A 25,862-nucleotide genomic window follows, 5' to 3' on the forward strand; every position below is an offset into this window, starting at 1 on the left:
ATTATCTGTCGGAAGTGAGCAGCGAGACGCCAAGCCGGTCAAGATGCCTGTCGGTTAATTCCCGTTCCTCGTCTGTGAGGCTCTGATGGCGGGGATAGCGGGGGCTGTTGCGGTCATCGAGCAGAGACGCGTCCCACCCATGGGTGGTGTCAAAGAAGCGCTGCACGCCCGCCGTGCCGAATTCGCGGAAATAGCCCTGAACCACAACATCAAGATAGCTGAGCAGGATCGGATGCGCCTGACTGGGTGACGCGTGCAGCCCGTCGGGGATGGTGTAAACGGCGATTTCGGGGCGATGTGGCAGGGGGTGGCGCACCTGATGCGCGGCGGGCGCGCGGATATAGGCCGCCTCGCGGGCGTCGAGCGCGGGCCAATCGGCATCGGGCACGGGCGCAATCAGCCCGTCAATCTCTGCATGCGCGTCCGGCACCACCGTCAGATAGGCGACGGGCCGCAGGTCCGTGTGCCGCCAGATCCGTCGCCAGCCGGTCAACTGTGCGGGAACGGCGCCGGCAAAGCTGTGACTCGCCCGATTCACAAGGCTTCCGTAGCCAAAGAAATATGAGTGTCCAATCACGCTTTGCCCCTGTCTTGATCTGGATCATGGTCATGTCGCGGTTTCGCCGCAAGACTGCATTGATCAATTGAGGGGGAAATGCCTGTCATGCGGATCACCAAACGCACCAATATCGCCATCCGGCTCTTGATGTTTTGCGCCGCCAACAGCGACCGTCTCGTCACAAAGGCCGAGATAGCCGAGCGCTGCAACACCTCGGAAAGCCATCTGGCGCAGATCATCAACCGCCTGTCGCAACTGGGATTTCTCTACACGCAACGCGGGCGCACCGGGGGGGTGCGTCTGGGGCGTCCGATGTCCCAGATCACCGTGGGTGACGTGTTTCGCCAATTGGAACAGCATACGCCTGTGGCGGAATGTTTTGCCGATGTCGACAACACCTGTCCTTTGACCAATGCCTGCCGATTGCGGGTGGCGCTGGTTGATGCGGTCGAGGCGTTTTATGCCCATCTCGACGAGGTGACGCTGGACGCGCTTGTCTGTGACAACGAGGCGCTCTTCACGATCTTTTCAGCGGTGCCTTGTCTCAAACAGGCTTGAATTGCGGCGTGCTGTATACTAGCGTGTGCCGTAGATCGGATAGGGAGAACTGGCGCAAGCCAGTGCCGAAGGAGCAACCGCCCCGGAAACTCTCAGGCGCAAGGACCTGCCCGATCCTCGAAACTCTGGAGAGAGCCCGGACGTGACCGGGACGCCGACGGGATAGCGATCTCAGGCAAAAGGACAGAGGGGGCATCGTGGCGCGGCCTTTAATGGGCATGGCGCGAGGGCGGTGCCGGACTGATCGACTGATGATCCGGACCAGAGCAAAGGGAAGGATGCGGATGTCTGATCTGCAAATAACGCCGTTGAATGCATTGCACCGCGAGTTGGGGGCCAAGATGGTGCCGTTCGCGGGCTATGACATGCCGGTGCAATATCCCCTGGGCGTGATGAAGGAACACCTGCACTGCCGTGCCAAGGCGGGGCTGTTCGATGTGAGTCACATGGGGCAGGTGATCTTGCGCGCGCCGGGCGGCTATGCCGCCGTGGCCCAAGCGATGGAGGGGCTCGTACCCGTGGATCTGCTGGGTCTGGGTGTGATGCGGCAACGCTATGGCATGTTCACCAATGACGCGGGCGGTATTCTGGATGATCTGATGCTGGCCAACCGGGGCGATCATATGTTCGTCGTGGTCAATGCCGCCTGCAAGGCCGCCGATATCGCGCATATGCGCGCCGGATTGCCGGGGATCGAGGTGGCAGAGATCACCGACCGCGCGCTCTTGGCCCTGCAAGGCCCCGCTGCAGAGGTGGTGCTGGCGGGGCTGGTGCCGGGCGTGGCCGCGATGCGCTTCATGGATGTGGGCATTTTCGTGAGCAACTTTGGCGAATTGTGGATTTCGCGTTCGGGCTATACCGGCGAAGACGGGTTCGAGATTTCCGTGCCCGAGGCACAGGCAGAGCCGCTCGCGCGCGCACTCTTGGCCCATGAGGATGTGGAGCCGATCGGATTGGGCGCGCGTGACAGTTTGCGGCTTGAGGCGGGTCTCTGCCTCTATGGGCATGACATCGACACGGGCACGACGCCGGTCGAGGCAAGTCTGAGTTGGGCGATCCAAAAGGTGCGCCGCGCGGGCGGAGCACGTGCGGGCGGGTTTCCCGGCGCAGAGCGTATTCTGGGCGAATTGCAACAGGGTGCGCCGCGCGCCCGCGTGGGCCTGCGCCCCGAGGGCCGCGCGCCGATGCGCGAGGGCACACCACTCTTCGCCACCGCCGAGGGCGGCGAGGCTGTCGGTCACGTGACCTCTGGGGCCTTTGGCCCGACCATCGAGGCGCCGATGTCGATGGGCTATGTCCCTCAGGGCTTGGCGGCCGAGGGCACCGAGTTATACGGTGAGGTGCGCGGCAAACGCCTGCCCGTCCGGGTGGCCAAGCTGCCCTTTACCCCTGCAACTTTCAAACGCTGAGCAACAGGAGCCGGAAAGCGATGAAATTCACCGAAGAACATGAATGGCTGCGCGTCGAGGATGACGTCGTGGTCGTGGGCATCACCGAACACGCCAGCGAGCAATTGGGGGATGTGGTCTTTGTCGATCTGCCCGAAGTGGGCACCGAGGTCAGCAAGGATGACGAGGTGGTGGTGATCGAGAGCGTCAAGGCCGCCTCGGATATTCTCGCCCCGATTGACGGCGAGATCGTCGAGGTCAACGAGGCGCTGATCGACAATCCCGGCAAGGTCAACGAAGATCCGATGGGCGATGCCTGGTTCTTCAAGATCAAGCCCGCAGATTCCAGCCAGATGGACGACTATATGGACGAGGCCGCCTATCAGGCCCATATCGCCTGAACCCGCCCGCCGGAGGCGCGGAAGGCCCAAAAAGGTTTCGGGCCTCCGGCAGGAGTACTTTTGCCAAGAAGAAGCAGCGGGCCAGCGTCATGCCGCCTGCGCGATCTGATGAGGACAAACCCATGTCGTTCAAAGCGACCGATTATCTGCCCTATGACTTCGCCAATCGCCGCCATATCGGCCCCTCGCCTGAGGAAATGACCGAGATGTTCAAGGTTCTGGGCGTCGCATCGCTTGAGGCGCTGATTGACGAGACGGTGCCGAAATCCATCCGCCAGGAAAAGCCGCTCGATTTCGGCAAACCCAAGTCGGAGCAGGAATTGCAATTCCACATGTGGCAGACCGCGTCCAAGAACAAGGTTCTGACCTCGCTGATTGGCCAAGGCTATCACGGCACGGTGACGCCGCCCGCGATTCAGCGGAACATTTTTGAAAACCCGGCGTGGTATACCGCCTACACCCCCTATCAGCCGGAAATCAGCCAAGGGCGGCTTGAGGCGTTGTTGAACTTTCAGACCATGGTCAGCGATCTGACCGGGTTGGAAATCGCCAATGCCTCGCTTCTGGACGAGGCGACGGCGGCGGCAGAGGCCATGACCATGGCGCAGCGCGTGGCAAAGTCCAAGGCCAAGGCGTTTTTCGTCGATGAGAATTGCCATCCGCAGAATATCGCCGTGATCCAGACACGCGCAGCACCCCTGGACATTGAGGTGATCGTCGGCAGCCCGGATGATCTGGTGGCGGACAAGGTATTTGCCGCGATTTTCCAGTATCCCGGCACCTATGGGACACTGCGCGACTTCACCCCCGAGATTGCGGCCCTGCATGGAAGCGGCGCACTCGGCATCGTGATCGCCGATCCCTTGGCATTGACGCTGCTCAAGGAACCCGGTGCCATGGGCGCGGATATTGCCGTGGGCTCGACGCAGCGTTTTGGCGTGCCGGTGGGCTATGGCGGGCCGCATGCCGCCTATATGGCCACCAAGGACGCCTATAAACGCGCCATGCCGGGGCGTATTGTGGGCGTGTCAATCGACAGCCATGGCAACCGCGCCTATCGCCTGAGCCTGCAAACCCGCGAACAGCATATCCGCCGCGAAAAGGCCACGTCGAATGTCTGCACCGCGCAGGCGCTCTTGGCGGTCATGGCGTCGATGTATGCGGTGTTTCACGGCCCCAAGGGCCTGCGCGCCATCGCGCAGCGTATCCACCGCAAGACGGTGCGTCTGGCCAAGGGGCTGGAAGCGGCGGGGTTCCATGTCGAACCGGGCGATTTCTTTGACACGATCACGGTGGATGTCGGTCTCTTGCAGCGTGGCGTGCTGCAATCGGCGGTGCGCGAGGGGATCAATCTGCGCCGCGTGGGGGAAACCAAGATTGGTATCACGCTTGACGAGCGCAGCCGCACTGCGACCATCGAGGCGGTTTGGCGCGCCTTTGGCATCATCATGGAAGATGCCGATTTCACGCCGGAATACCGTATCCCCGATGTTCTGCAGCGCGAGTCCGAGTATCTGACCCACCCTATTTTCCACATGAACCGCGCCGAGACCGAAATGATGCGCTACATGCGGCGGTTGGCGGATCGGGATCTGGCGCTGGATCGCGCGATGATCCCGCTGGGCTCCTGCACGATGAAGCTCAATTCCGCGGCCGAGATGATGCCGGTCAGTTGGCGCGAATTCTCGCTTCTGCACCCCTTTGTGCCCGCCGATCAGGCGCTGGGCTACAAGGAGATGATCGACGATCTGAGCGCCAAGCTCTGTGACATCACCGGCTATGCCGCGATTTCCATGCAACCCAATTCCGGCGCGCAGGGGGAATATGCGGGCCTCTTGACCATTGCCGCCTATCACCGGGCGCAGGGGCAGGGGCATCGCCGCGTTTGCCTGATCCCGGTGAGCGCCCATGGCACCAACCCCGCGAGCGCGCAGATGGTGGGCTGGGATGTGGTGGTGGTCAAGTCCGCCGAGAATGGGGATATCGACGTGGAGGATTTCCGCGCCAAGGCGGAGAAGCACGCCGAGAATCTTGCAGGCTGCATGATCACCTACCCCTCGACCCATGGTGTGTTTGAGGAAACGGTGCGCGAGGTCTGCGAGATCACCCATAGCCACGGCGGTCAGGTCTATATTGACGGGGCCAATATGAACGCCATGGTGGGGCTTGCGCGCCCAGGTGATCTGGGGGGCGATGTGAGCCACCTCAACCTGCACAAGACGTTCTGCATCCCGCATGGCGGAGGCGGTCCCGGCATGGGGCCGATTGGCGTCAAGGCGCATCTTGTGCCGCATTTGCCGGGGCATCCCGAAACCGGCGGGGCCGAGGGGCCTGTCAGTGCCGCGCCCTTTGGTTCTCCCTCGCTCTTGCCGATTTCATGGGCCTATTGCCTGATGATGGGTGGTTCCGGGCTGACGCAGGCGACACGGGTGGCGATCCTCAATGCCAATTACATCGCCAAACGGCTCGAAGGGGCCTTTCCGGTGCTCTACAAGGGCCGGGGGGGGCGGGTGGCGCATGAGTGCATCCTTGATGTGCGCCCCTTTGCCGAGAGTGCGGGCGTGACCGTGGATGACATAGCCAAGCGGCTGATTGATTGCGGGTTCCATGCGCCGACGATGAGCTGGCCGGTGGCGGGCACGCTGATGGTGGAACCAACCGAGAGCGAGACCAAGGCCGAGCTTGACCGCTTCTGCGACGCTATGCTGGCCATCCGCGAAGAGATCCGTGACATCGAAGAGGGCCGGATCGACCCGGAAAACAACCCGCTCAAGAATGCGCCGCACACGATGGAGGATCTCGTCAAGGATTGGGATCGGCCCTATAGCCGCGAGCAGGGGTGTTTTCCGCCGGGTGCCTTCCGGGTCGATAAATACTGGCCGCCGGTCAACCGCGTGGACAATGTTTACGGCGACCGGCATCTGATCTGCACCTGCCCGCCGCTGGAAGATTATGCAGAGGCTGCGGAGTAACCGCAGCCGGTGTGAAAAAGAAAAAGACGGCCTTTCGAGGCCGCCTTTTGTCCTGATGAAAAGGCTCTTTTTAAATAATCCGCCCCATAGCAGCCAGCGCGGACAAGCGACAGAAACGGATGCGCCATCACTCAAACGGGCCGCTCTGATCACGTGTTCTCACGCTAGTGTGAATAACCTGAGTCTGTCATACCCCAAATAGGGTAAGGCCGCGATTAAAGCAGCTTGGCTTTCACCTCAGCCCTCTGGGCACCCGCTGCTTGTTGGAATTGCCTCTGGCTGGCTGGATAAGGCATCGATTAAACGGGGACGCTTTAAAACGTGCCCGAGACGCTGTAAGGTTACCGATCTCTCAGGTTATGGAACATCTCATGGCGCAAAATGCCACTATTTATAAAGTAGAACTCACCGTCTCTGACATGGATCGTCACTATTACGAGACTCACAAGCTGACGGTTGCAAAGCATCCGTCAGAGACGGAAGAACGGTTGATGGTGCGCCTTTTGGCGTTTGCGCTGAATGCCAATGAACGTCTGGAAATGACCAAGGGCCTGTCAACGGATGATGAGCCGGACATTTGGCAAAAAAGCCTGAGTGGGGAGCTGGACGTCTGGGTGGCTCTCGGGCTTCCGAGTGAGAAAGTGCTACGACAATCTTGTGGCAAGGCCCAAAGGGTGATCGTCTATCCCTATGGTGGCAGGACGGCCGAGATGTGGTGGGACAAGATCAAGAACAGCGCCACCCGGTTTGACAATCTTCAGGTGATCAATTTTTCCGAGGCTGAAACGGACGAATTGAAGCGAATGGCCAACCGCACGATGAAGCTCCAGATCAATATCCAAGACGGCGATGTGATGGTCAGTGTCGGGGAGAGTATCGTTTACGTGACCCCGCAAGAATGGAAGAGCGCCGCGTAAACCGCGATGTGCGCCGCAAACCGGGTTCAGCGGGGTTTGCGCTCAATGCCTCCAGCGGGGGACATCAATCTGCGAGCAAAGGTGTGAGCCGGTCGAGAACCCGGCGCCAATGCCGAAAGAAAGCCAGTTGCCCGGCCTCCTCGAGCAGATGGAATTCGATCCAGGGGTAGTCGCGGCGGAACTCTTCCAAAGTGGCCAGCGGCACCTGCGGATCATCGGTGCCGTTCAGGAAGACGAGCGGCAGCTTGCCGCGCAGCGCCTCAACCTCGCTACTCCAATCCTCGAGTTGGCCAGAGACAAGCTGTCGCGCGAAGGCCTCATGCGCGGAATGGGTGTCGGAGAGGGCCACTTCCGACCCTGTTGCGAGCGCCTCGAAGGCCTCTGGATCTTCGATCACCGCCACGTCGGCGGTAGAGTTGCCGTAGACCGCGTGCAAAAAGTTACGCTTGCCAATCTTGCGCGCGAGCAAAAAGCCCGCCTTGACCATGAAGGGCAAGAGATGCGGCGTGTACTTGGCACCTGCGAGGATGAAACGGTGCCATTTATGCATCCGCTCGAATTGCTCGCGGCGGGTGAGGGGCAACATGCCGGAACAGGCCACGATCCCGCTGAAAGCAAGGGGATTGAGCCGGGCCAGCTTAACCGCATAAAAGGCATCGCCGCTGAGGCAGAGGATGGGACAGCGCGTCACCCCCTCGGCACGTAGGACGCGTATTGTGTCATCGCAGAGCGCCGCGTCATAATCCGCGCCCCGCGTCACCATATCCGACAGGCCATAGCCGGGGCGCAGAGGCACGATTACCTTGAGCCCCCGCAGCGTGGCACAGGTTTCAGCCGATGCAGGCCAGCGGACCAGTCCGAAATCTAGTGGTAGATAGAGCACAGGGCGCCCGCGTGGGGCCCCGAGGATCAGATAATCCACCCGCCGACCGTCTGGCATGACCAAGGACTTGTAATCCCGCTCTGACAGGGTCGCATAACCCCGGCTGACAACATGCGGGCCGGGTGCTGCGCGCACGGTCATCGCCGTCATGTCGATCATCGAGAGCGCAAGGCGTACCAGTTCGAGTTGCGAATGGGTCTCGGTTTTGGCGAGCAGTGATTTGATCTGGGCGCGCACGGTGTCCACAGAGCGCCCGCGCTCGGCGGCAATCTCGCTGACGCCGCGACAATCAACCAGATGGCACAGGATATCTGCCTCGGTTTGTGTCAGATCGAAGGCCTCGATCAATATCTCGCAGAAACCCGGCGGCATGCTGATTTCATTGGAGGCGGCGAGCACCAGAATCGTGCCATCGGGGGCAATACAGCGTTGCAGCCGAAAGACGATCAACTGCCCGGCCTGCACCGACCGCACCCGCAAGACGGCGGTATCCTTTTCCCGACTGTCGAACAAAATCTCGAGCGCCCCCGCGAGCGCGTCCATATCGGCCTCATGGATGGGCAGATCACAGAGACGCGCGTTCGCAGCCAAGGCCATGGCCTGATGTGCGGCGGGGTTGGCGGCGCGGATGTGGCGGCCGCGATCCAACAAGAGGGCCGGCACCCGGTCGAACGGGGCCAGCATGGCGTCGAGACCTTTGTGATCCGCATCCTCAGGTGCCAGACGATCGAGGAACTCGGTGGCGCGGCGGAAATGCTCTGATATCTGCGGCTCGTCCAGCAGACGCGGCGCGGTCAAATCGACATGCGCGCGCAGGGGGCCGATTGCGCTCTCCCAATGGTCGAGCAGCGCCTCGTAGCGCCCGGGGTCAAGGGCGACATCATAAAGGCGGTCAATCGCTGCCTCCCGGTCCGCGTCGGACAGGGTGACAACGTCGATTTGATCCGTCATGCGCCGGGTCGATGTCATGCCTGAAATCCGATGAGGTAAAATTTGGCCGATGCCATGACTCAGTCATGCAGAAATGGCGTTTTAAAGGCAAATGAAAAGTTTTTTCTTGGTTTCAGATGTCCAAAAGACAGGCGAAATGATCTTTCAGACTGGTCCAGGTTTCCTCGTTCGCGGCACTGAGCAGAACGCCCTTCGTGATCGAGGTGTTGTAGTCGCGCCCGTCCAGCATACGCGCCACGCCGCCGGCCTGTCGGCAGATGAGCACGCCCGCCGCATGATCCCATGGGTTGAGCACATCCGACAGGACGAAATCGACGGCACCCTGCGCCAATAGGCGGTATTCATGGCACGAACAGCGCAAGGCGACGCACCGCGCGAGCGCGGGCAGCAAGGGGGCCACCTTATCCTGCCGAGCCTGTGTCATAAGGTAGTAGTGCATGTAGCCCTGCAACTCAGACAAGGCGCCGCCGGAAGACACGCGCACCGGGCGCTCGGACCCCTGAACCGCAGCCATCCGGGCCGGATTGACCTCGTCCGCGATGATCCAGTCGTCCGAGACTGGATCGTAAAGCAGCCCCAGAACCGGCCGACCAAAGCGGGTGACGGCGATGATCACACCAAAGAGCGGCAGGCCGTGCACGAAATTCCAGGTACCGTCCACCGGGTCGATGATGAAGGCCAGCTCCGCCTCGGACACATCCTCGCGCAGGGCCGGTTTGGCCGCGACTGCCTCTTCACCGACGATCAGCGCATGCGGAAACATCCGTTGCAGGCCCCGCGACAGCATTGCCTCGGCCTGATGATCGGCTTCTGTCACCAGATCATGCGGGCCGGATTTGGTCATGGCCTCGGCCCGCGTCACGGTGCGAAAGCGCGGCATGATTTCGGCGCGCGCGGCGCGGCGCACCAGGTTGACCAGCATGGTCTGTTGCGCGGGCGTCAGCGGAGCAGAGAGCGGGATCGGCAGCGAATCGGTCATGTCATCTCCTGTCGGTGCCCCGGTGGAGTGCCAGCCTTGAGGTCTGAAATCAACGCGGTAATGGCCGGAAAGACCGGGGGTTTCACCCCCGGACCCCCAGAGTATTTCGCCCATAAAGAACCAAGTCCGCAGAGGTCATTCGCGCGCGCGCAAGGTCCGGGCGGGGCGGGCGCGCAACGGCCCCAAGGCAAAGACCAAGCCTGCCAGCAGCGTCACCAGCATGCCGCCCAGAATGATCGCAAGGGCAGAGGGCCAGATCACGCGGAAGGGCGTGTCCATCACGAAATGACTGACCGCCCAACCGCCGCCGATCCCCGCCCCAAGCGCCACGAGCCCCGCCGCCCCTCCGAGTATGAGTGCACGCAAGACCAGGCTCGAGAGAATTCTGGCGCGCGTTGCACCGAGGGTCTTGAGGATGGCGGCCTCGTAGGTGCGCGCGCGCTGATCCGCCGCCGCCGCGCCGATGAGCACGAGAAAGCCTGTGAGCAGCGTGACTGACGCGCCCCAGGAGGTCGCCGACGCGAGACCGGCCAGAAGGTCGGTCACCTGGGTCAGCGCATCGCGGACGTTGATGGCAGTGACATTTGGAAAGCGGTCGGTCACATCGCGCAGGATCTGTTCCTCGGACGCCAGATCATCGGCATAGACCGTGGCGATGAACGTGTGCGGCGCGCCCGCCACCGCCGCCGGGTTCATCAGCAGGACAAAGCCCATGCCGACGCTGGAGAAATCCACCTCGCGCAGCGATGTGATTGGGGCGGTGATGTCACGCCCGAGAATATTCACGGTGATCTCGTCGCCGAGGCCGATGCCCATTTCCATGGCCTCTTCGGCGGCAAAGCTGAGTTGCGGCGCACCGGTATAGCCCTCGCCCCACCAGGTGCCCTCGGTGATTTCGGTGCGAGCGGGCAGGGCATCGGTGTAGCTCACGGCTCGGTCGCCTTCGACCACCCAATGTCCGGGGGCAACCTCGGTCGCGGGGCGGCCGTTGATGCGGCTGATGATGCCGCGCAACATCGGCGCGCTGTCGATACGGCTGACGGCGGGGTCATTCTCCAACCGGTCGAGGAACCATGCCATCTGGTCCTTTTGCAGATCGACAAAGAAGAAGGAGGGCGCGCGTTCGGGCAGGTCGGCGGCAATGGCGCGGCGCAGGTTGCCGTCGATCTGACCGACGGCGGCCAGCACCGCGAGGCCCAGACCAAGCGAGAGCATGACTGGCCCCGCGGTTGTGCCCGGCCCGCCGATGGCCCCGAGGGCCCAGCCGAGGGCGGGGCGGTTGCGCAGGCGCGGACGGACTGCGCGGGCCAGCTTCTGCACCAGCATCGCAGCCAAGGACAGCACCAAGAGCGCGGCTGCGATACCGCCAGCGGTCCAGAGTGTGAGGGTAAGATTGCCGGAAAAGAGAATGGCGGCACCAAGCAGGGCACCGACGAGACCGAGCGTGGTTGCGATCCATGGCCAGCCGGGCCAGCGGCGCGCGGCTCCCGCCGCTTCACGGTAGAGGGCGGCGGCGCGGACTTCGCGTGCGCGGGCGAGCGGCCATAGGGTGAAGATGAGCACGCTCAGCACGCTGTAGAGTGCGGCCTCGGCCATTGGGGCGGCGTAGGGCAAAAAGATCGCGGGGACGGGCAACCGCGCCGCGATGACAGGCCCCAGGAGCACCGGCAGGCCGACGCCAAGCACCAGGCCCCCAGCGATGCCGATCAGCGCAAGAACGCCGACCTGGATGAAATAGGTCAGGAAGATCGTGCGTTGATCCGCCCCGAGGGTGCGTAATGTGGCGATGACCTGCACCTTGCCTGCGAGATAGGCGCGCAACGCAGCAGAAATGCCGACACCACCCACGGCGAGGCCCGAAAGCCCCACCAGCACTAGAAAGGCCCCCAGCCGGGTCACGAATTCGGCGACGCGCGGGCTGGCGTTGCGGGCATCGGACCAGCGAAAGCCAGAGCCATCCAACTCTTGCATCACACGGGTCTCGAAGGCGGCAAGATCGGTGCCCTCGGCCAGATCGAGGCGGTATTTGGTGGTGAAGAGCGACCCTGCGCTGAGCAGGCCAGAGCCGTCGAGATTGGCGCGGCTGACGATGGTGCGGGGGCCAAGGCCAAAGCCTGCGCGGGTTTGATCCGGCTCTTTCACCAGTTCGGCCATCAGTCGAAATTCGCGCTCGCCCAAGCGAAAGGTATCGCCCACCCTGATCCCCAGACGCGCCGCGAGAATGGGCTGCATGACGGCGCCGGGCAGGCCGCCGGAACCACCGAACGCCACATCGAGCGGCATGTCGGGGGAAAGAACCACGGTGCCAACCAAAGGATAGGCGTGATCCACGGCCTTGAGTTGGGTCAGTTCGCGCCGCCCGTCCGGGGCGATGGCCATGGAGCGGAAATCTGCGATCTCCGAAACGGCATCGGCATTGCGGGCCATCCAGGCGTATTCGTCCTCGGTGGCGAAGCGATAGGTCAGCTCGAGTTCCGCATCGCCGCCAAGGATTGTCGCCCCTTGCTCGGTCATGCCGGCGCGGATGCTCTCGCGCAGGGTGCCGACGGCGGCAATCGCCGCCACGCCAAGGATCACGCAGGCGAGAAAGATGCGAAATCCACGCAATCCACCGCGCAATTCGCGCCGGGCCAGGCGAGCCGCGATGCGCAGGCTCATGCGGTGCCCTCAATGCGGCCATCGCGCAGGCTGACCACGCGGTCGCAGCGCGCGGCAAGCTCGGGATCATGGGTCACGAGCACGAGGGTCGCGCCATGCCGGTCGCGCAGGCCAAAGAGCAGGTCAATGATCGCGGCCCCTGTGGTGCTGTCGAGATTGCCCGTGGGCTCATCCGCGAGGATGATGGCGGGGCGGGGGGCTGCGGCGCGCGCAAGCGCCACGCGCTGTTGTTCCCCGCCCGAAAGTTGCGACGGGTAATGCCCTGCGCGCGTGGCGAGGCCCACAGCGGCCAGTTCCTCGAGCGCGCGGGCATGGGCATTTTCCGCCCCTGCCAATTCAAGCGGGGTGGCCACATTTTCGAGCGCGGTCATCGTCGGAATGAGGTGAAAGGATTGAAATACCACACCGAAATTCTCGCGCCGCAGGCGGGCCAATTGATCCTCGTTCATCGCCGACAGGTTGCTGTCCAGGGCTGTGATATGGCCCGAAGTGGCGCGCTCCAACCCGCCCATGAGCATCAAGAGCGAAGATTTGCCGGAACCCGAGGGGCCGATCAGGCCGAGGGTCTCGCCCTTGTGGACATCCAGGGTAATCCCGTGAAGTATGTGCACAAGACCGGCATTCCCCTCCAGAGACAAGGTGACGTCGGAGAGGGACAGGATAGGAGAACTCATGCGTTTGCGCCTGATTTACAAAGGTTTTCTGTCATATGGGGTGCTGCGGCCTCTGGGCAAGGTGGTAGCGGCGTTTCTCTGCCTTGTCAGCCCCGTGATGGCGGATGAGCCGGTCACGGTTCTGGCATTGGGGGATAGCCTGACCCAGGGCTACGGTCTGCCTGAGCAGGATGGGCTGGTGCCGCAGATGCAAAAATGGTTGGATGATCAAGGGGTTGAGGCCAAGCTGATCAATGCGGGCGTGTCTGGGGATACCACCGCGGGCGGGGCTGCGCGAGTGGAGTGGAGCCTGACACCCGAGGTGGATGCGATGATCGTGACGCTGGGCGGCAATGATCTCTTGCGCGGGATTGATCCGGCGGTCAGCCGTGGAAACCTCGAAGTGATCCTGCAGGTCGCGCAGGCCAAGGGTGTTGAGGTCTTGCTGGTCGGGCTGACGGCGCCGGGCAATTACGGCCCAGAGTATAAGACGGCGTTTGATGCGATCTACCCCGAATTGTCAGAGGCTTATGGTGCTCTCCTTGCCCCGGACTTCTTTGCTGGTCTTGGCGGCGGCGATCCTGCGGCTTTGCAGCGGTGGTTTCAGGCGGATGGCATTCATCCGAATGCCGATGGTGTGGCGCGCATCGTCGAGGGGTTGGGGCCAAGTGTGCTGGCCTTGATCGAGGCGACAGAGGCGGAGTAGCACCGACGCTTTAGGTCCAGCGTTCACTTAGGCCAAAGCGCTGTGCCATATTGGGCAGGGCATCGCAGAGCATGTCGATGAAGGCGGCGGCAATGGGGCTGGGTGTGCGCCCGTCACGGACCAACAGACTGACGCGGCGCTGACAGGCCGGATCGGCCAGAGGTCGCGTGACCACGCCCGAGGGCAAGGCGCGGGTGGCCAGACCGGGCAGGATCGTATCGCCTGCGTCGGCCTGAACCATCGCCAAGAGCGAGGTCAGGTTGCGCACTGACAGGCGCGCCTGTGCCGCCAGAGTGCGGAACTCGGGCGTCGCAAGCCCGCTCAGAGTTTCGTTCAGGATCAATCGCTCTCCGGTCAGTTGATGCCATGCCAGCGGGCGTGGCTCCGATGCGAGCGGATGCGCTGCATGGCAGACAAAGACAAGCGGATCAGTAAAAAGCGGGATGGCGCGCAGACCGTCAGCTTCTCCGGCGGGGCTGGCCAGACCAAGATCGGTTTCCCCGCGCAAGAGCATCTCGCGGACGCTGGCGCTGTCGGTATCGTAGAGGTCGATTTCTGCCTCGGGGCGGGCCTGCACAAAGGTCTTGAGAACTGTGGGCAGGATCAAAGCCGCGACCGACGGCACCGCCGCGATCCGCAGCCGCCCAGAATAGCCCTGCGCATAGCCGGTGATCAGTTCCAGAGCGCGGTCATGCTCGCGAAGGAGGGGCCCCACGACGTCGAGCACGAAAGCCCCGAGATCCGTCAGCTTGCTCTTGCGGTCGCTTTCGAACAGAGGGCCGCCCAATTCTGCCTCAAGCTGTTTCAGGGTCATTGAGACCGCAGATTGCGTCCGGCACAAGATTTCCGCCGCATCCCGGATGTTGCCATGTTCGGTGACGGTGACAAAGGCGCGAAGGGCTTCGGTCCGGATCATGGCTGGCCTGTTGCATGTTTCAGGGAAACTGAAGTTGAGTGCAGTTATATTTGTTTGCCTTAATTCGGTCAATCGCGGATCGTCTGGCGGAGGCGGGCATGGCCCGCCACAAGGGTGAATCGACGGAAAAGGAAGAACGGATGACGGCGCAGCAGACCGGAAATTTCATTGCAGGTGCATGGCGCGACTCCGAGGTACGCATTGAGAATCGCAACCCGTCGGATTTCTCGGACTTGATCGGCAATTATGCGCAGGCGGATCGCCAAGAATTGGAAGAGGTGATTGCCGCAGCGCGGGCTGCGCAGCCGGCCTGGTGGGCGGCGGGCATTCAGAAACGCCATGACGTGCTGATGGCGATTGGTACGGAGTTGATGGCACGCAGCCCGGAGATCGGTGCACTCGTTGCCCGTGAAGAAGGCAAGCCGCGCGCCGAAGGCGTGGGCGAAGTGTATCGCGCCGGGCAGTTTTTCACGTACTATGCCGCCGAAGTGCTGCGCCAGATGGGGGATTTCGCCCAGAGTGTGCGCTCCGACATTGATATTGACGTGCGCCGGGAACCTGTGGGTGTCGTGGCGATTGTCAGCCCTTGGAATTTTCCTGTGGCGACACCTGCGTGGAAGATCGCCCCAGCCTTGGCCTTTGGCAATGCTGTGGTCTGGAAACCAGCCAATCTGACCCCGGCCAGCGCGGTCGCGCTGGCAGAGATCATCGCAAGGCAGGATATGCCACGCGGCCTGTTCAACCTTGTCATGGGGCCGGGGCGCGCAGTGGGCGAGGCGCTGGTGGCACATCCGGGCATTGATGCCATCAGCTTTACCGGCTCGGTCAGTGTCGGACGTGGCATCGCGGCTGCGGCGGTGCCGAACATGACCAAGGTGCAGATGGAAATGGGATCGAAAAACCCGATGCTGATCCTTGACGATGCCGATCTGGACCTTGCGGTGGCACATGCGACGGGCGCCGCCTTTGGCGGCACCGGGCAGAAATGCACGGCAGCCTCGCGCTTGATTGTGCATGCGGCGGTGCATGATGAGTTTGTCGCGCGGCTGGTGGATGCAGCGCGCGCGCTCAGGGTCGGACACGCGTTGGAGGAGGGCACACAGATCGGGCCGGTTGTCAGCGCCGGGCAACTCGCGCAAAATCTGGCTTATATCGAACAGGGTCGGGCAGAGGGAGCAGAGCTTTTGTGTGGCGGAGAGCGGTTGGAGCGCGCGACCGAAGGCTATTACATGGCCCCGGCGGTCTTTGCAGGCACAGGCAATGACATGGTCCTGAACCGCGAGGAAATGTTCGCGCCGATCACCTGCGTGATCAAGGTGGGCAGCTACGACGAGGCGCTGAGCGTTGCCAATGACAGCGAATTCGGCCTGACTGCCGGGATCATGACGCGCAGTCTGGCGCGTGCCAATCATTTTCGTGCGCATATGCGGGCAGGCACGGTGATGGTGAACCTGCCCACGGCGGGCACCGACTATCACGTGCCCTTTGGCGGGCGCGGTGCGTCTAGTTTTGGATCGCGCGAACAGGGTCAGTATGCCGCCGAGTTCTACACCACGGTCAAGACAGCCTATGTCGCGCGGGGACTGCCGGAATGAGCATGGTGATCGACGGGCTGCAATATGCCAACTGGTCGGAAAAAATATTTCGCCAAATGCGCGCAGGTGGCGTGGACGCGGTGCATGTCACGATCACCTATCACGAGAATTTCCGCGAAACGGTGCTGAACATCGAGGCGTGGAACCGACACTTCGAGCGGTTTCCCGATCTGATCTTTCAGGGGTTCGAGGCCGGGGACGTGACCCGCGCAAAAGAGACCGGACGCACCGCGATTTTCTTTGGCGCACAAAACCCAAGCTGTATCGAGGATGATATCGGGCTGGTCGAGGTATTGCACCGGCTGGGCCTGCGGTTCATGCAATTGACCTATAACAACCAATCCCTATTGGCGACGGGCTGTTACGAGGCAGAGGATACCGGTCTCGCACGGATGGGGCGCGAGGTGGTTGCGGAGATGAACCGCGTCGGTCTGGTCGTGGACATGAGCCATTCGGGCGAGCGCTCCACGCTCGATGCAATTGCCCATTCGAGCCGCCCGATTGCCATCACTCACGCCAACCCCGCCACGTGGCACCCCGCGCGGCGCAACAAATCCGATCGGGTTCTGGCGGCCCTGGCCGAAAGCGGTGGCATGCTGGGCTTTTCGCTTTATCCGCATCACCTCAAGGGCGGCGGTGCCTGCACCCTTCATGACTTCTGCGAGATGGTGGCGCGCACCGCCGAAAGGATGGGGCCAGAGCGGCTGGGGATCGGCAGCGATCTTTGTCAGGATCAACCCGACTCGGTCGTGGAATGGATGCGGAGCGGCCGGTGGACCAAAGCGGTGGATTTTGGCGAAGGCAGTGCCGATGCGCCGGGGTTTCCGCCAATGCCGGATTGGTTTCAGGACAACCGGCATTTTGGTGCGATTGCGGATGGATTGCATGCCGTGGGGATGAGCAGATCAGAGGTCGAGGGTATCATGGGGGGCAACTGGCTTAGGTTCTTCGATGAAGCGTTCGGGCCACACGGAGCCGCTCGATGACATGCGGCGCCCTCAATCCGATGCCAGAGGCCGCGCCGTATCGGCGCAGCCCCGATACGGTGATGCGACTGGCGCGGATGGGGGCGGCCCATCCGACCCGCCTTTCTTTTCTGCGCCAGATGTTGCGCAGAGTGCAAAACGAGAACTGGCGATTTGAGCGCCCCGTCTGGGAATTTGACGCGCGAGGTCAAGGACGGGCGGTTTACTGCGCCATTGGACCGGAGCGGACCTATAGCCTTGTGGCTTTTGGCCATGACCTGCCCGACGAGTTGCGTTCGGATCGGGTGATTGCCACCGCTTGGGATGCGACCTTCACGCTGTTTGATGGCGTGCCCGACGCAGACGATCTGGCCCGTCTGGAGCGCAATGTGCCCTTGCAAGAGGCTGGGCGCGTGAGCGTGCGGGAATTGAGCCTGAGTCGTGCCAACAAATCGGTGCGCCTCTTTGACCATGTGGTCGCTCGTTTGGCCGCAGGGCAACAGCCCGATGCGGCGCAACTGGCCGAAACCGGCTATCTCATGCGCACTACGGCGGTTTATGGTTCAGGCAAGTTTGGCGCGGCGGACCGCGCGCAGATTGCGGATCGCCCGGAAATGCGCGCACCCTTTCAGGCAGAGATGCTCTCGGTCTGGCTGACGCGGGCCTACACGGTCGATCTGGTAGAGCATCTGGCGCAGAGGCGGGGCGGCGCCAGCGCTGTGACCTTGGCTCCGGAGTTGCGGCGCATGTTGGGGGTCGGTAATTCTACCGGGCTTGGGATGGCCCCATTTCTGGTGCGGCATCCGGTCTTGCTCAACAACTGGATGATGGCGCGGGAAGAAGCGCTGGCGCGGGTGCGCGCCCAACGGACCGCCACGCCCGAGACATTGGCGGGATTCGAGGCGGCGCTGAAGGCCGCGCAGGAGAATGCGCAAGGTTGGCAGAGCGGGCACCCGGTGCAACAGGCACGATTGCTGGAGTTGCGCAACGGTTTGGACGCGGTCGCCGCGCATATGCGTGACGTCTGGGATCGCTTGGGCGATCATCCCTGGGATGCGCTCTGGCGCTGGGCCGAGGCGCGGCTGCCGCTTGAGGCACAAGAGGCGCTGGCCGCCGCGATGATAGAGCCACATGGTGACCTCGTGGATGGTCTGGCCGACTGCATGGCCGCCGACGAAGACAGTGCCTTTGGCATCGATGGGGCGATGACGGTGGCGCGGGCGCGGGCGCTTTTGTCAGAGCGATACAGTTGGGCAATGGGGCTGGATCACGACACGCCGGCGGGCTGCGCGCGGTTTTGGTATGTCTCCGAGGAAAAGCTCGAGCCGCGTTTGGGGGAACGGGCGGCAGAGCCGGGGGCGGGACGGGAATTGCCGCTGGATATCTCGCGGCAGGCAGTGGCCTTGGCGCGGGCGCTTGCGGATTGGCCCGAGGACACGCCGATTGCAAAGGTCTTGCTGGCCCAGCCCGAGCATCGCCACATGCTCCGCCGGGTGCAGATGGCAGCGATGCGGCCCTATGCCGAGGTGCGCGACAATCTGATTGCCGCCGATGTTCTGCCGATTGACCTCTTGCGCTGCAAACTGGCGTTCTTTGGCGCAACGCGGTTTGATCCGCGTTCCGATCGTTGGGTGCGGATCAGCCTCTTTCAGGGCGCGCCCTATCCACAGGATCTGGCGGCGGGGGCGGATACATGAGCGAGATGGCCCAAGACCCGACACGAGCAGGGTCAGAACCGCCGGATTGGGCGGGCGAGGTGATGCAACTGTCGCAGTCCGAGATCACGGCCCTCGCCACCAAGGCGGCGCGGGGCGCAGGGTTAAGCTGGGGGGAGGCGGAAGAGGCGGGCTGGGCCTGTGGCTGGTTGGCGCGGGCTGGGTTGCCGGCGCCTGCGATGCTCTTGCGGGGTTTGGACGCGGAATCATCGGCCAGCCCGTTGCGCGCGGGAATCCGGCTGATGGACCACGCCGGATTGCCGGAGGGGCCTTGCGCTCTGCCGGTAACGCTTCAGGATGTTGCCGAGCCACTGGTTCTCGTGCCCTTTTTGGCACGGGTGGCTGAAAGAATGGGCGCGCCGGTGGATTTGGACCTAGGGTCACACACGATCTGTCTGACCGGGCGAGAGCCAGTGCCGGATTTATCCGCGCTGCGCGGGATTTGCCACAGAACTGGCGCTCGGGCGACGATCAGCGTGTCGCAATCCAGCAGGGCCGCGGCACCGGGCCGGTTTGACGGACGGATCGAGCGGGGCGTGTGGCAGTCGCTGGATGCCCTGGCGCTTCTGACGACCGTTCCCGCATCGGAGGTGTCACGGCAACGGGCCGGGGCCCAATCAAGCGACAATGACTGAGCACGGCAGACGAGCCTAGCCGGATTGATCCGCGTCGCGCAGCGCCTCAGGCAGGGTTCTGGCCAAGACGTCCATCTCCTCTGCCCGCCCGCAACTGATGCGGATGCAGCGATCCTGCGGTGCGACAAAGGGCATGCGCACGAATACCCCACGCGCCACCAGCCCTGCCAGAACGCGGCGGGCAAAGGTGCCGTCGCGACCGCAATCGACGGTCACGAAATTGGTGGCGGAGGGCAGCACGCTGAGCCCGTTTTCCTTGGCGATATGTGCGATGCTGTCGCGAGAGCGGCGCACCTCCGCCTGCACATGCGCGAGCCAGTCGTGATCCTGAAGGGCGGCGAGCGCCCCAACTTGCGCCATGCGGTTCATGCCGAAATGATTACGGATCTTGTCAAAGCTCTTGATCAGGGGGGCTGCCCCCACCGCATAGCCGATGCGGGCCCCGGCCATGCCATAGGCCTTGGAAAAGGTGCGCATGCGGATGACGCGGGGATCATCGGCGGCGATGTCAGCCGCGGTGCCTTCGGGCGCAAATTCCACATAGGCCTCGTCAAGGCAGAGAAGGCAGCCTTCGGGAAGGGTATCGAGTGCGTTGACAATCTCTGCGCCCGATACCCAAGTGCCCATCGGATTGTCGGGATTGGCGAAATAGATAAGTTTTGCCCCCACATCCCGCGCGCGGGCGATAAGGGCGGGCAGGTCTTCGCGGTCATCGCGATAGGGCACTTTGTGCAGCACCCCGCCAAAGCCGGTGACGTGGTAATTGAACGTCGGATAGGCCCCGTCCGAGGTGACAACCGCATCGCCTGGCCCAATGAGGAGCCGCACAAGATTGCCCAAGAGACCGTCGATGCCTTCGCCCACCAGCACGTTCTCGGGGACTGCGCGCACGTGATCCGCGAGTGCCGCGCGAAGATTATGGCTTGTGGGGTCGCCATATTTCCAGACGTTCTCCGCCTCGGCGCGGATCGCCGCCAATGCCTTGGGCGAGGGGCCAAAGAGGTTCTCATTTGCCCCCAGACGCGCCGCAAAAGGCGCGCCGCGTTGGCGTTCCTGTTCCTCTGGACCGACAAAGGGAACAGAGGCGGGCAGGCTGTCGATCAACAGGGTATAGCGCGGATATGTCATGGGGCGCAGTTAACGGGATGCGCCGCCACCTTGCAAGGGTGTGCCGCGACGTTGTGCTGGCCTGCGGACGGGCCATGGTGTTTCATGACGCAAAGCCGGAGGGGATCGCATGGCCAGAGTGACGACAGAGATCAGGGATCACATCGCGTATGTGACGCTCACGCGCGCGGACAAGCGCAACGCGGTCGATCCCGAGATGGCCGAGGCGATTGTGGCGGCGGGGCAGGCGCTATTGGATGCGGATATCCGCGCCGTGGTGCTCTCGGGGGAAGGCAAGGCGTTTTGTGCGGGTCTCGATGTGATGAGCTTTGCGCAACTGGCAGCGGGAGATCCCGAGGCGCTGATCCTGCCGCGCAGCCATGGCACGGGCAATCTCTTTCAGGCGGTGGCGATGGTCTGGCGGCAAGTGCCGGTGCCGGTCATCGCGGCGCTGCACGGGGTTGTCTATGGCGCGGGGTTCCAGCTTGCGCTTGGGGCGGATGTGCGGATTGCTTCCCCCGATACGGAACTCGCGATCATGGAAATGAAATGGGGACTGATCCCGGACATGGGGGGCATGGCGCTCTTGCCACATCTCACCCGCTCTGACGTGATCCGGCGCATGACCTACACGGCGCGGCCCATTTCTGCGGTGCAGGCGCGGGAGTGGGGGCTGGTCACGGATCTGGCCGATGATCCGCTGGCGGCGGCTTGTGATCTGGCCGCCGAGATCGCGGGCCGCAGTCCCACGGCCATCCGCGCCGCCAAGCGCCTGATTGGTGTGGCCGAGAGCGGGGCGGATGAGGCGCCGATTCTGATGGCAGAGAGCCGGGAACAGGCCGCGTTGATCGGCAAGCCGGATCAGATGGAACAGATCGCGGCCAATCTTGCGGGACGGGAACCTCGGTTTCGGGGTTAGGGCTCAGCGTTTCTTGACGAACTCGGTCAGGATCACGATGCGCTGACCTTCGACCCGGCCTTCGATATGGGCGGGGTTGTCAAGCACCAGAGAAATGCCGCGCACTGCCGTGCCGCGTTTGGCGGTGAAATTTGCCCCCTTGACCGGCAGATCCTTGATCAGAACCACGGTATCCCCTTGCGCAAGCGGCACGCCGTTGCTGTCGCGGTGGCCGCTGTCGCGGGGAATATTGTCGACCCAAGCGCGGGTTTCGTCGTCTAGCCAGAGCTGATCAGCCAGATCGCGCGCCCAATCATGGTCTGACAGCCGGGCCAGCATGCGCGCGGCCATCACTTGTGTCGGGGCATCCTCGGCCCACATGGACGAGGCAAGGCAGCGCCAATGCTCGGGCTCGGGCGTGCCTGCAATCTGATCGGCGCAGATGGCGCAGAGGCTGACGCTGGCCCCTTCGGGGCCGCCTGCGACAAGGTATGGGGTGAGGGCGGTATCGGTGGCACAAAGAGCGCAGGGCATAACGGGGAACTCCGGTAAAAAAGGGGGCTATGATCCCCCTTAGACCCGTGCTGCGCGCGACAAAAGCCCGGACTGCACCTGTGCTGTTGCGACGCTGCATTTGCACTGGCCCGCGTGCATCATCCCACCTTGACCAAACCCCTATTCCCATACATATGCCAAGGCTATGACAGACCTCGCTCACATCCGCAATTTCTCGATCGTGGCCCATATCGACCACGGGAAATCCACCCTTGCCGACCGGTTGATTCAGTCAACCGGGACGGTTCAGGATCGTGACATGAAAGAGCAGATGCTCGATGCCATGGATATCGAGCGTGAGCGCGGGATCACGATCAAGGCCAATACCGTGCGCATCGACTACAAGGCGCAGGATGGTGAGACCTATGTGCTCAATTTGATCGACACGCCGGGCCATGTGGACTTTGCCTATGAGGTCAGCCGCTCGATGCGCGCGGTCGAGGGCAGTCTCTTGGTGGTGGACAGCACGCAAGGCGTCGAGGCGCAGACGCTGGCGAATGTCTATCAGGCGATTGATGCGGGCCACGAGATTGTGCCTGTGCTCAACAAGATCGACCTGCCCGCGTCGGAATGTGACCGGGTGGCCGAGCAGATCGAGGATGTGATCGGGATTGACGCGAGCGGTGCTATTCGCGTCTCGGCCAAGACTGGCGTCGGCATTACCGAGACGCTGGAGGCCATCGTCAAGCATCTGCCCGCACCCAAGGGCGATGAGAGCGCGCCGCTCAAGGCAATGTTGGTGGATAGTTGGTATGATGCCTATCTGGGCGTCGTGGTTCTGGTGCGGATCATGGATGGGCGCATGAAGAAGGGCGACCGCATCCATATGATGCAGACCGGGGCCACCTATAACGTCGAGCGGATCGGCGTGTTCCGTCCGCAGATGGAAAAGGTCGAAAGCCTTGGCCCCGGCGAAATCGGGTTTATCACCGCCTCGATCAAGCAGGTGCGCGATACCAAGGTGGGCGATACCATCACCCATGAAAAACGGCCCTGTGACAAGGCATTGCCGGGGTTCAAACCCTCGGTGCCGGTGGTGTTCTGCGGGCTCTTTCCGGTGGACTCCAACGAGTTCGAGGATCTGCGCGACGCGATCGAGAAGCTGGCGCTGAATGACGCTTCTTTCAGCTACGAGATGGAAACGTCAGCGGCCCTTGGATTCGGCTTTCGCTGCGGGTTCCTTGGGCTCTTGCACCTCGAAGTGATCCGCGACCGGATCGAGCGGGAATACAATATCGAGCTGATCACCACCGCGCCGTCGGTGATCTATCACCTCTACATGAAGGACGGCACGCGCCGCGACCTGCACAACCCCGCCGACATGCCCGATCTGACCTATGTCGATCATATCGAAGAGCCGCGCATCAAGGCGACGATTCTGGTGCCAGATGAGTATCTGGGCGATGTGCTCAAGCTCTGTCAGGACCGACGTGGGATTCAGATGGACCTGACCTATGCCGGTGCCCGCGCGATGGTGGTCTATGATCTGCCGCTCAACGAGGTGGTGTTTGATTTCTACGACCGCCTGAAATCCGTGACCAAGGGCTATGCGTCCTTTGATTATCACCTCGAAGGCTATCGTGAGGATAATCTGGTCAAGATGCAGGTCCTCGTGAATGACGAACCGGTGGATGCCCTCTCGATGATGGTTCACCGGGACCGGGCTGAAATGCGTGGTCGCGCGATGTGCGAAAAGCTCAAGGATCTGATCCCGCGCCACATGTTCAAGATCCCGATTCAGGCGGCCATCGGCGGCAAGGTCATAGCGCGCGAGACGCTCTCGGCGCTGCGCAAGGACGTGACCGCCAAGTGCTATGGCGGGGATGCCACGCGCAAGAAGAAGCTCTTGGAAAAGCAGAAGGCCGGTAAAAAGAAGATGCGGCAATTCGGCAAGGTGGACATCCCGCAAGAGGCGTTCATTTCCGCGCTCAAGATGGACAACTAGAGCTTTCCGCTGCAACAGCGAAAAGCTCTGGTGCGGTTTTGAGCCGCGAAGGTCTTAGGATTCGACGGCGGTTTCAATCGCTTGGCCAGCGTCCTGAACGTCGCGGCCGGCCCCTTGGATGGTTTCGCAGGCGGTCAGGCCAAGTGAGGCCAGAAGGCCCAAAAGCATCATGCGCATGGTGATTTCTCCGATTTGAATAAGCCTTGCGACCTGCGGTGCGCAGGACGGCAAGGACGCGCCCCGATCCCTGATCCGGTTTCGGGTGCAGCGCGGGATACTCTGCCGTCTTGTGGGGGAATACAACCGCTGATTTTCTTGCAAGGGTCACGAGCACTCGCCGGGACACAAAGGGGGCCGGGCAGGGCGCCTGATTAGGGTTCAGAGCCACAAGTCTGACTGGTAAAGCAATCGCCTCCGCGCTAGCGTGTTTCCAGCAGCGAAACAATTGAGGCGCATCATGACGACCAAGGCCAAGACCAAAAGCCCGCGCAAGCCGACCACCCGCGCGACCGCCAAAACCACGACGGCCAAGCCCCGCAGCCCGCGCAAATCCGCGGCAGCCGTGGACAGCGCCCCCGAGGTCGCCATCGCAGAGGTGGCTGAGAGCACGACCCCGGACAGCGGCGCAACGAATGTGATCGCCCTGACGGTTGCCGAAGAAATTCCCGCCGATGCCGGACCGGAGTTGAAAAAGCAGGAGCTGATCGACAAGGTTCTGGCCAAGGGCGACATCAAGAAAAAGAATGCCAAGCCCGTGGTCGAGGCGGTTCTGGCGGTCTTGGGTGAGGTTTTGGCCGAAGGCCGCGAAGTCAATCTGCCGCCCTTGGGCAAGATCAAGATCAACCGGGTGCGTGACTTGGCCAATGCCCGCATCATCGTGGCCAAAATCCGGCAGTCAAAACCCGGTGCCGGACCCGACACCGAAGCCGACGACGAAGACAGTGACGAAGATATGAAAGAGGGTGTTGCACCGGTCGAAGAGTGACGCTAAAAGCCCCCACGGCGGGTGATTAGCTCAGTGGTAGAGCGCTTCGTTCACATCGAAGATGTCAGGGGTTCAAATCCCTTATCACCCACCATTTTTTCTTTTCTTTTCGTGAGATACAGGCCGCTCGCGGTGGCGCATAGACCTTATTGCGCCGAGATTGCCAGCGGGTCTACCCGCGCTTCGCCTGCGGTCATGCCCGGTACGGCGCGGTCGTGGCGCAGATAGGCGATAGCGCGCCCGTTGGACTGGGTGTAGAGCGCGCCCGCGCTTTTGCCTTCGGGGGTCAGAATCTCGCTGCCCACAGAAGCTGACCCATGCACCGCCACAAGTGTGAGCCCTTTGCGCAATTCGGTCTTGTGCTTCATCCGTGCTGTTACCTCTTGGCCGACGTAACAGCCCTTGCGGAAATCAACGCCATTGAGGCGTTCAAACCCGGCCTCAAGGATAAAAGTCTCGGGGGTCAGTTCAATTCCGGTTTCGGGGATGCAATGGGCCACGCGAATCCGGTCGAAATCGCTGCCGTCGTCGCCGTCGACCTCTCCATATAGACGCCAGCCCAAATCCGGGTGACGCGGGTCGGTGAGCGCGCCCATTGGGGTGGGACCAGTGCCGCGCCGAACTTTGAGATCGGTTTCACGTATCGCCACGTCGGCGCGCAGTTTGTACATGCTCAGACGTTGCAGCAGCATGGATGCCAGGCTCTCATCCACATCGAGCCAGATGGCATCGCCGTGACGCGAGAGCAGAAAATCGGCCAGATACTTGCCCTGCGGCGTCAGAATGGCGGCATAGACCATGCCCTGATCCAGCTTGTGCAGGTCGTTGGTCACAAGACCTTGCAGAAAATGCAGGGCATCGGTGCCAGTGATCTCCAGAATACGGCGCGTCATGCCTCTTCCCCCGTGTTGCTCGCGTGTA

Annotated in this window: 23 protein-coding genes, 1 tRNA gene and 1 riboswitch; of the genes, 14 read left to right on the forward strand and 10 right to left on the reverse strand. The window is 62.4% G+C overall.

The window, feature by feature from the left end:
- Position 1 precedes the first annotated feature (1 nt).
- On the reverse strand, positions 2 to 577 hold the full coding sequence (locus ROSMUC_RS01635) for a gamma-glutamylcyclotransferase family protein (protein ID WP_342748330.1): 576 nt from the start codon (positions 575 to 577) through the stop codon (positions 2 to 4).
- An 87-nt stretch (positions 578 to 664) separates the two neighbouring features.
- Between ROSMUC_RS01635 and ROSMUC_RS01640 the strand changes: the two genes are divergently transcribed.
- From ROSMUC_RS01640 to ROSMUC_RS01660, 5 genes are all read left to right on the forward strand, one after another.
- Positions 665 to 1,117: an RrF2 family transcriptional regulator gene (locus tag ROSMUC_RS01640; RefSeq protein WP_037269808.1), complete on the forward strand. Its 453-nt coding sequence runs from the start codon at positions 665 to 667 to the stop codon at positions 1,115 to 1,117.
- 31 nt (positions 1,118 to 1,148) lie between these two features.
- Positions 1,149 to 1,235: riboswitch (glycine riboswitch) on the forward strand.
- A 166-nt stretch (positions 1,236 to 1,401) separates the two neighbouring features.
- Positions 1,402 to 2,526: a glycine cleavage system aminomethyltransferase GcvT gene (gcvT, locus tag ROSMUC_RS01645; RefSeq protein ID WP_037268826.1), complete on the forward strand. Its 1,125-nt coding sequence runs from the start codon at positions 1,402 to 1,404 to the stop codon at positions 2,524 to 2,526.
- A gap of 20 nt (positions 2,527 to 2,546) precedes the next feature.
- Positions 2,547 to 2,906 (forward strand): glycine cleavage system protein GcvH, encoded by a 360-nt coding sequence (gene gcvH / locus ROSMUC_RS01650; RefSeq protein ID WP_037268829.1) that lies wholly within the window; start codon positions 2,547 to 2,549, stop codon positions 2,904 to 2,906.
- Between the two features lie 122 nt (positions 2,907 to 3,028).
- Positions 3,029 to 5,878 carry an aminomethyl-transferring glycine dehydrogenase gene (gcvP, locus tag ROSMUC_RS01655; protein ID WP_037269810.1) on the forward strand — a complete coding sequence of 950 codons (2,850 nt, stop codon included), beginning with the start codon at positions 3,029 to 3,031 and terminating at the stop codon, positions 5,876 to 5,878.
- A 371-nt stretch (positions 5,879 to 6,249) separates the two neighbouring features.
- Entirely contained in the window at positions 6,250 to 6,795 is a 546-nt protein-coding gene (locus ROSMUC_RS01660; protein ID WP_037269812.1) for a YaeQ family protein, read from the forward strand.
- Positions 6,796 to 6,859: 64 nt separating this feature from the next.
- Here ROSMUC_RS01660 and ROSMUC_RS01665 read toward each other — a convergent pair whose 3' ends face one another.
- The 4 genes from ROSMUC_RS01665 to ROSMUC_RS01680 all read right to left on the reverse strand — a co-directional run bounded on the left by ROSMUC_RS01665 (position 6,860) and on the right by ROSMUC_RS01680 (position 12,940).
- Entirely contained in the window at positions 6,860 to 8,647 is a 1,788-nt protein-coding gene (locus tag ROSMUC_RS01665; RefSeq protein ID WP_037268835.1) for a bifunctional helix-turn-helix transcriptional regulator/alpha/beta hydrolase, read from the reverse strand.
- A gap of 94 nt (positions 8,648 to 8,741) precedes the next feature.
- A complete protein-coding gene (locus ROSMUC_RS01670; protein WP_037268838.1) occupies positions 8,742 to 9,608 on the reverse strand; it encodes an inositol monophosphatase family protein in 867 nt (288 codons plus the stop codon).
- A gap of 135 nt (positions 9,609 to 9,743) precedes the next feature.
- On the reverse strand, positions 9,744 to 12,266 hold the full coding sequence (locus ROSMUC_RS01675; RefSeq protein ID WP_037268840.1) for an ABC transporter permease: 2,523 nt from the start codon (positions 12,264 to 12,266) through the stop codon (positions 9,744 to 9,746).
- The gene (locus tag ROSMUC_RS01680) at positions 12,263 to 12,940 is read right to left on the reverse strand and encodes an ABC transporter ATP-binding protein (protein ID WP_037268843.1); all 678 of its coding nucleotides are present in this window, start codon (positions 12,938 to 12,940) and stop codon (positions 12,263 to 12,265) included. Before ROSMUC_RS01680 ends, ROSMUC_RS01675 begins: the two co-directional genes overlap by 4 nt.
- On the opposite strand from ROSMUC_RS01680, the gene ROSMUC_RS01685 reads away from it, so the two are divergent.
- Positions 12,939 to 13,625 carry an arylesterase gene (locus tag ROSMUC_RS01685; protein ID WP_052115223.1) on the forward strand — a complete coding sequence of 229 codons (687 nt, stop codon included), beginning with the start codon at positions 12,939 to 12,941 and terminating at the stop codon, positions 13,623 to 13,625. The genes ROSMUC_RS01680 and ROSMUC_RS01685 overlap by 2 nt on opposite strands.
- A 10-nt stretch (positions 13,626 to 13,635) precedes the next feature.
- Here the strand turns inward: ROSMUC_RS01685 and ROSMUC_RS01690 are convergent, their stop codons facing one another.
- On the reverse strand, positions 13,636 to 14,541 hold the full coding sequence (locus ROSMUC_RS01690; protein ID WP_052115224.1) for a LysR family transcriptional regulator: 906 nt from the start codon (positions 14,539 to 14,541) through the stop codon (positions 13,636 to 13,638).
- Positions 14,542 to 14,681: 140 nt separating this feature from the next.
- On the opposite strand from ROSMUC_RS01690, the gene ROSMUC_RS01695 reads away from it, so the two are divergent.
- From ROSMUC_RS01695 to ROSMUC_RS01710, 4 genes are read left to right on the forward strand one after another with little or no spacing between them, the layout of a single operon-like run.
- The gene (locus ROSMUC_RS01695; protein ID WP_037269819.1) at positions 14,682 to 16,136 is read left to right on the forward strand and encodes an aldehyde dehydrogenase family protein; all 1,455 of its coding nucleotides are present in this window, start codon (positions 14,682 to 14,684) and stop codon (positions 16,134 to 16,136) included.
- Positions 16,133 to 17,122 (forward strand): membrane dipeptidase, encoded by a 990-nt coding sequence (locus ROSMUC_RS01700; RefSeq protein ID WP_037268846.1) that lies wholly within the window; start codon positions 16,133 to 16,135, stop codon positions 17,120 to 17,122. Before ROSMUC_RS01695 ends, ROSMUC_RS01700 begins: the two co-directional genes overlap by 4 nt.
- Positions 17,119 to 18,798, forward strand: coding sequence for a hypothetical protein (locus ROSMUC_RS01705; RefSeq protein ID WP_052115225.1), 1,680 nt, complete (start codon positions 17,119 to 17,121; stop codon positions 18,796 to 18,798). The genes ROSMUC_RS01700 and ROSMUC_RS01705 overlap by 4 nt, the downstream gene beginning before the upstream one ends.
- Positions 18,795 to 19,451: a DUF3726 domain-containing protein gene (locus ROSMUC_RS01710; RefSeq protein ID WP_037268857.1), complete on the forward strand. Its 657-nt coding sequence runs from the start codon at positions 18,795 to 18,797 to the stop codon at positions 19,449 to 19,451. The genes ROSMUC_RS01705 and ROSMUC_RS01710 overlap by 4 nt, the downstream gene beginning before the upstream one ends.
- Positions 19,452 to 19,466: 15 nt before the next feature.
- Here the strand turns inward: ROSMUC_RS01710 and ROSMUC_RS01715 are convergent, their stop codons facing one another.
- Positions 19,467 to 20,579, reverse strand: a complete 1,113-nt coding sequence (locus tag ROSMUC_RS01715; protein ID WP_037268861.1) for a pyridoxal phosphate-dependent aminotransferase — start codon at positions 20,577 to 20,579, stop codon at positions 19,467 to 19,469.
- A 109-nt stretch (positions 20,580 to 20,688) separates the two neighbouring features.
- Here ROSMUC_RS01715 and ROSMUC_RS01720 point away from each other — a divergent pair, with 109 nt between their 5' ends.
- Positions 20,689 to 21,477 (forward strand): crotonase/enoyl-CoA hydratase family protein, encoded by a 789-nt coding sequence (locus tag ROSMUC_RS01720; RefSeq protein WP_037268865.1) that lies wholly within the window; start codon positions 20,689 to 20,691, stop codon positions 21,475 to 21,477.
- Between the two features lie 3 nt (positions 21,478 to 21,480).
- On the opposite strand, the gene ROSMUC_RS01725 is transcribed toward ROSMUC_RS01720, so the two are convergent.
- Positions 21,481 to 21,990 (reverse strand): PhnA domain-containing protein, encoded by a 510-nt coding sequence (locus ROSMUC_RS01725; protein WP_037268867.1) that lies wholly within the window; start codon positions 21,988 to 21,990, stop codon positions 21,481 to 21,483.
- 166 nt (positions 21,991 to 22,156) lie between these two features.
- On the opposite strand from ROSMUC_RS01725, the gene lepA reads away from it, so the two are divergent.
- Complete coding sequence (gene lepA, locus ROSMUC_RS01730; protein WP_037268870.1) at positions 22,157 to 23,956, forward strand: translation elongation factor 4; 1,800 nt, start codon at positions 22,157 to 22,159, stop codon at positions 23,954 to 23,956.
- A 54-nt stretch (positions 23,957 to 24,010) separates the two neighbouring features.
- Here lepA and ROSMUC_RS01735 read toward each other — a convergent pair whose 3' ends face one another.
- The gene (locus tag ROSMUC_RS01735; protein WP_075571695.1) at positions 24,011 to 24,133 is read right to left on the reverse strand and encodes an entericidin A/B family lipoprotein; all 123 of its coding nucleotides are present in this window, start codon (positions 24,131 to 24,133) and stop codon (positions 24,011 to 24,013) included.
- A gap of 280 nt (positions 24,134 to 24,413) precedes the next feature.
- Here ROSMUC_RS01735 and ROSMUC_RS01740 point away from each other — a divergent pair, with 280 nt between their 5' ends.
- Together ROSMUC_RS01740 and ROSMUC_RS01745 are read left to right on the forward strand one after the other, a co-directional pair.
- Positions 24,414 to 24,941: an HU family DNA-binding protein gene (locus ROSMUC_RS01740; RefSeq protein WP_037268873.1), complete on the forward strand. Its 528-nt coding sequence runs from the start codon at positions 24,414 to 24,416 to the stop codon at positions 24,939 to 24,941.
- A gap of 19 nt (positions 24,942 to 24,960) precedes the next feature.
- Positions 24,961 to 25,035 (forward strand) — tRNA-Val (locus ROSMUC_RS01745).
- A gap of 52 nt (positions 25,036 to 25,087) precedes the next feature.
- Here the strand turns inward: ROSMUC_RS01745 and ygfZ are convergent.
- Positions 25,088 to 25,834, reverse strand: coding sequence for a CAF17-like 4Fe-4S cluster assembly/insertion protein YgfZ (ygfZ, locus tag ROSMUC_RS01750; RefSeq protein WP_037268878.1), 747 nt, complete (start codon positions 25,832 to 25,834; stop codon positions 25,088 to 25,090).
- Between the last annotated feature and the right edge of the window lie 28 nt (positions 25,835 to 25,862).

Source organism: Roseovarius mucosus DSM 17069 (genome assembly GCF_000768555.3).
Lineage (GTDB): Bacteria > Pseudomonadota > Alphaproteobacteria > Rhodobacterales > Rhodobacteraceae > Roseovarius > Roseovarius mucosus.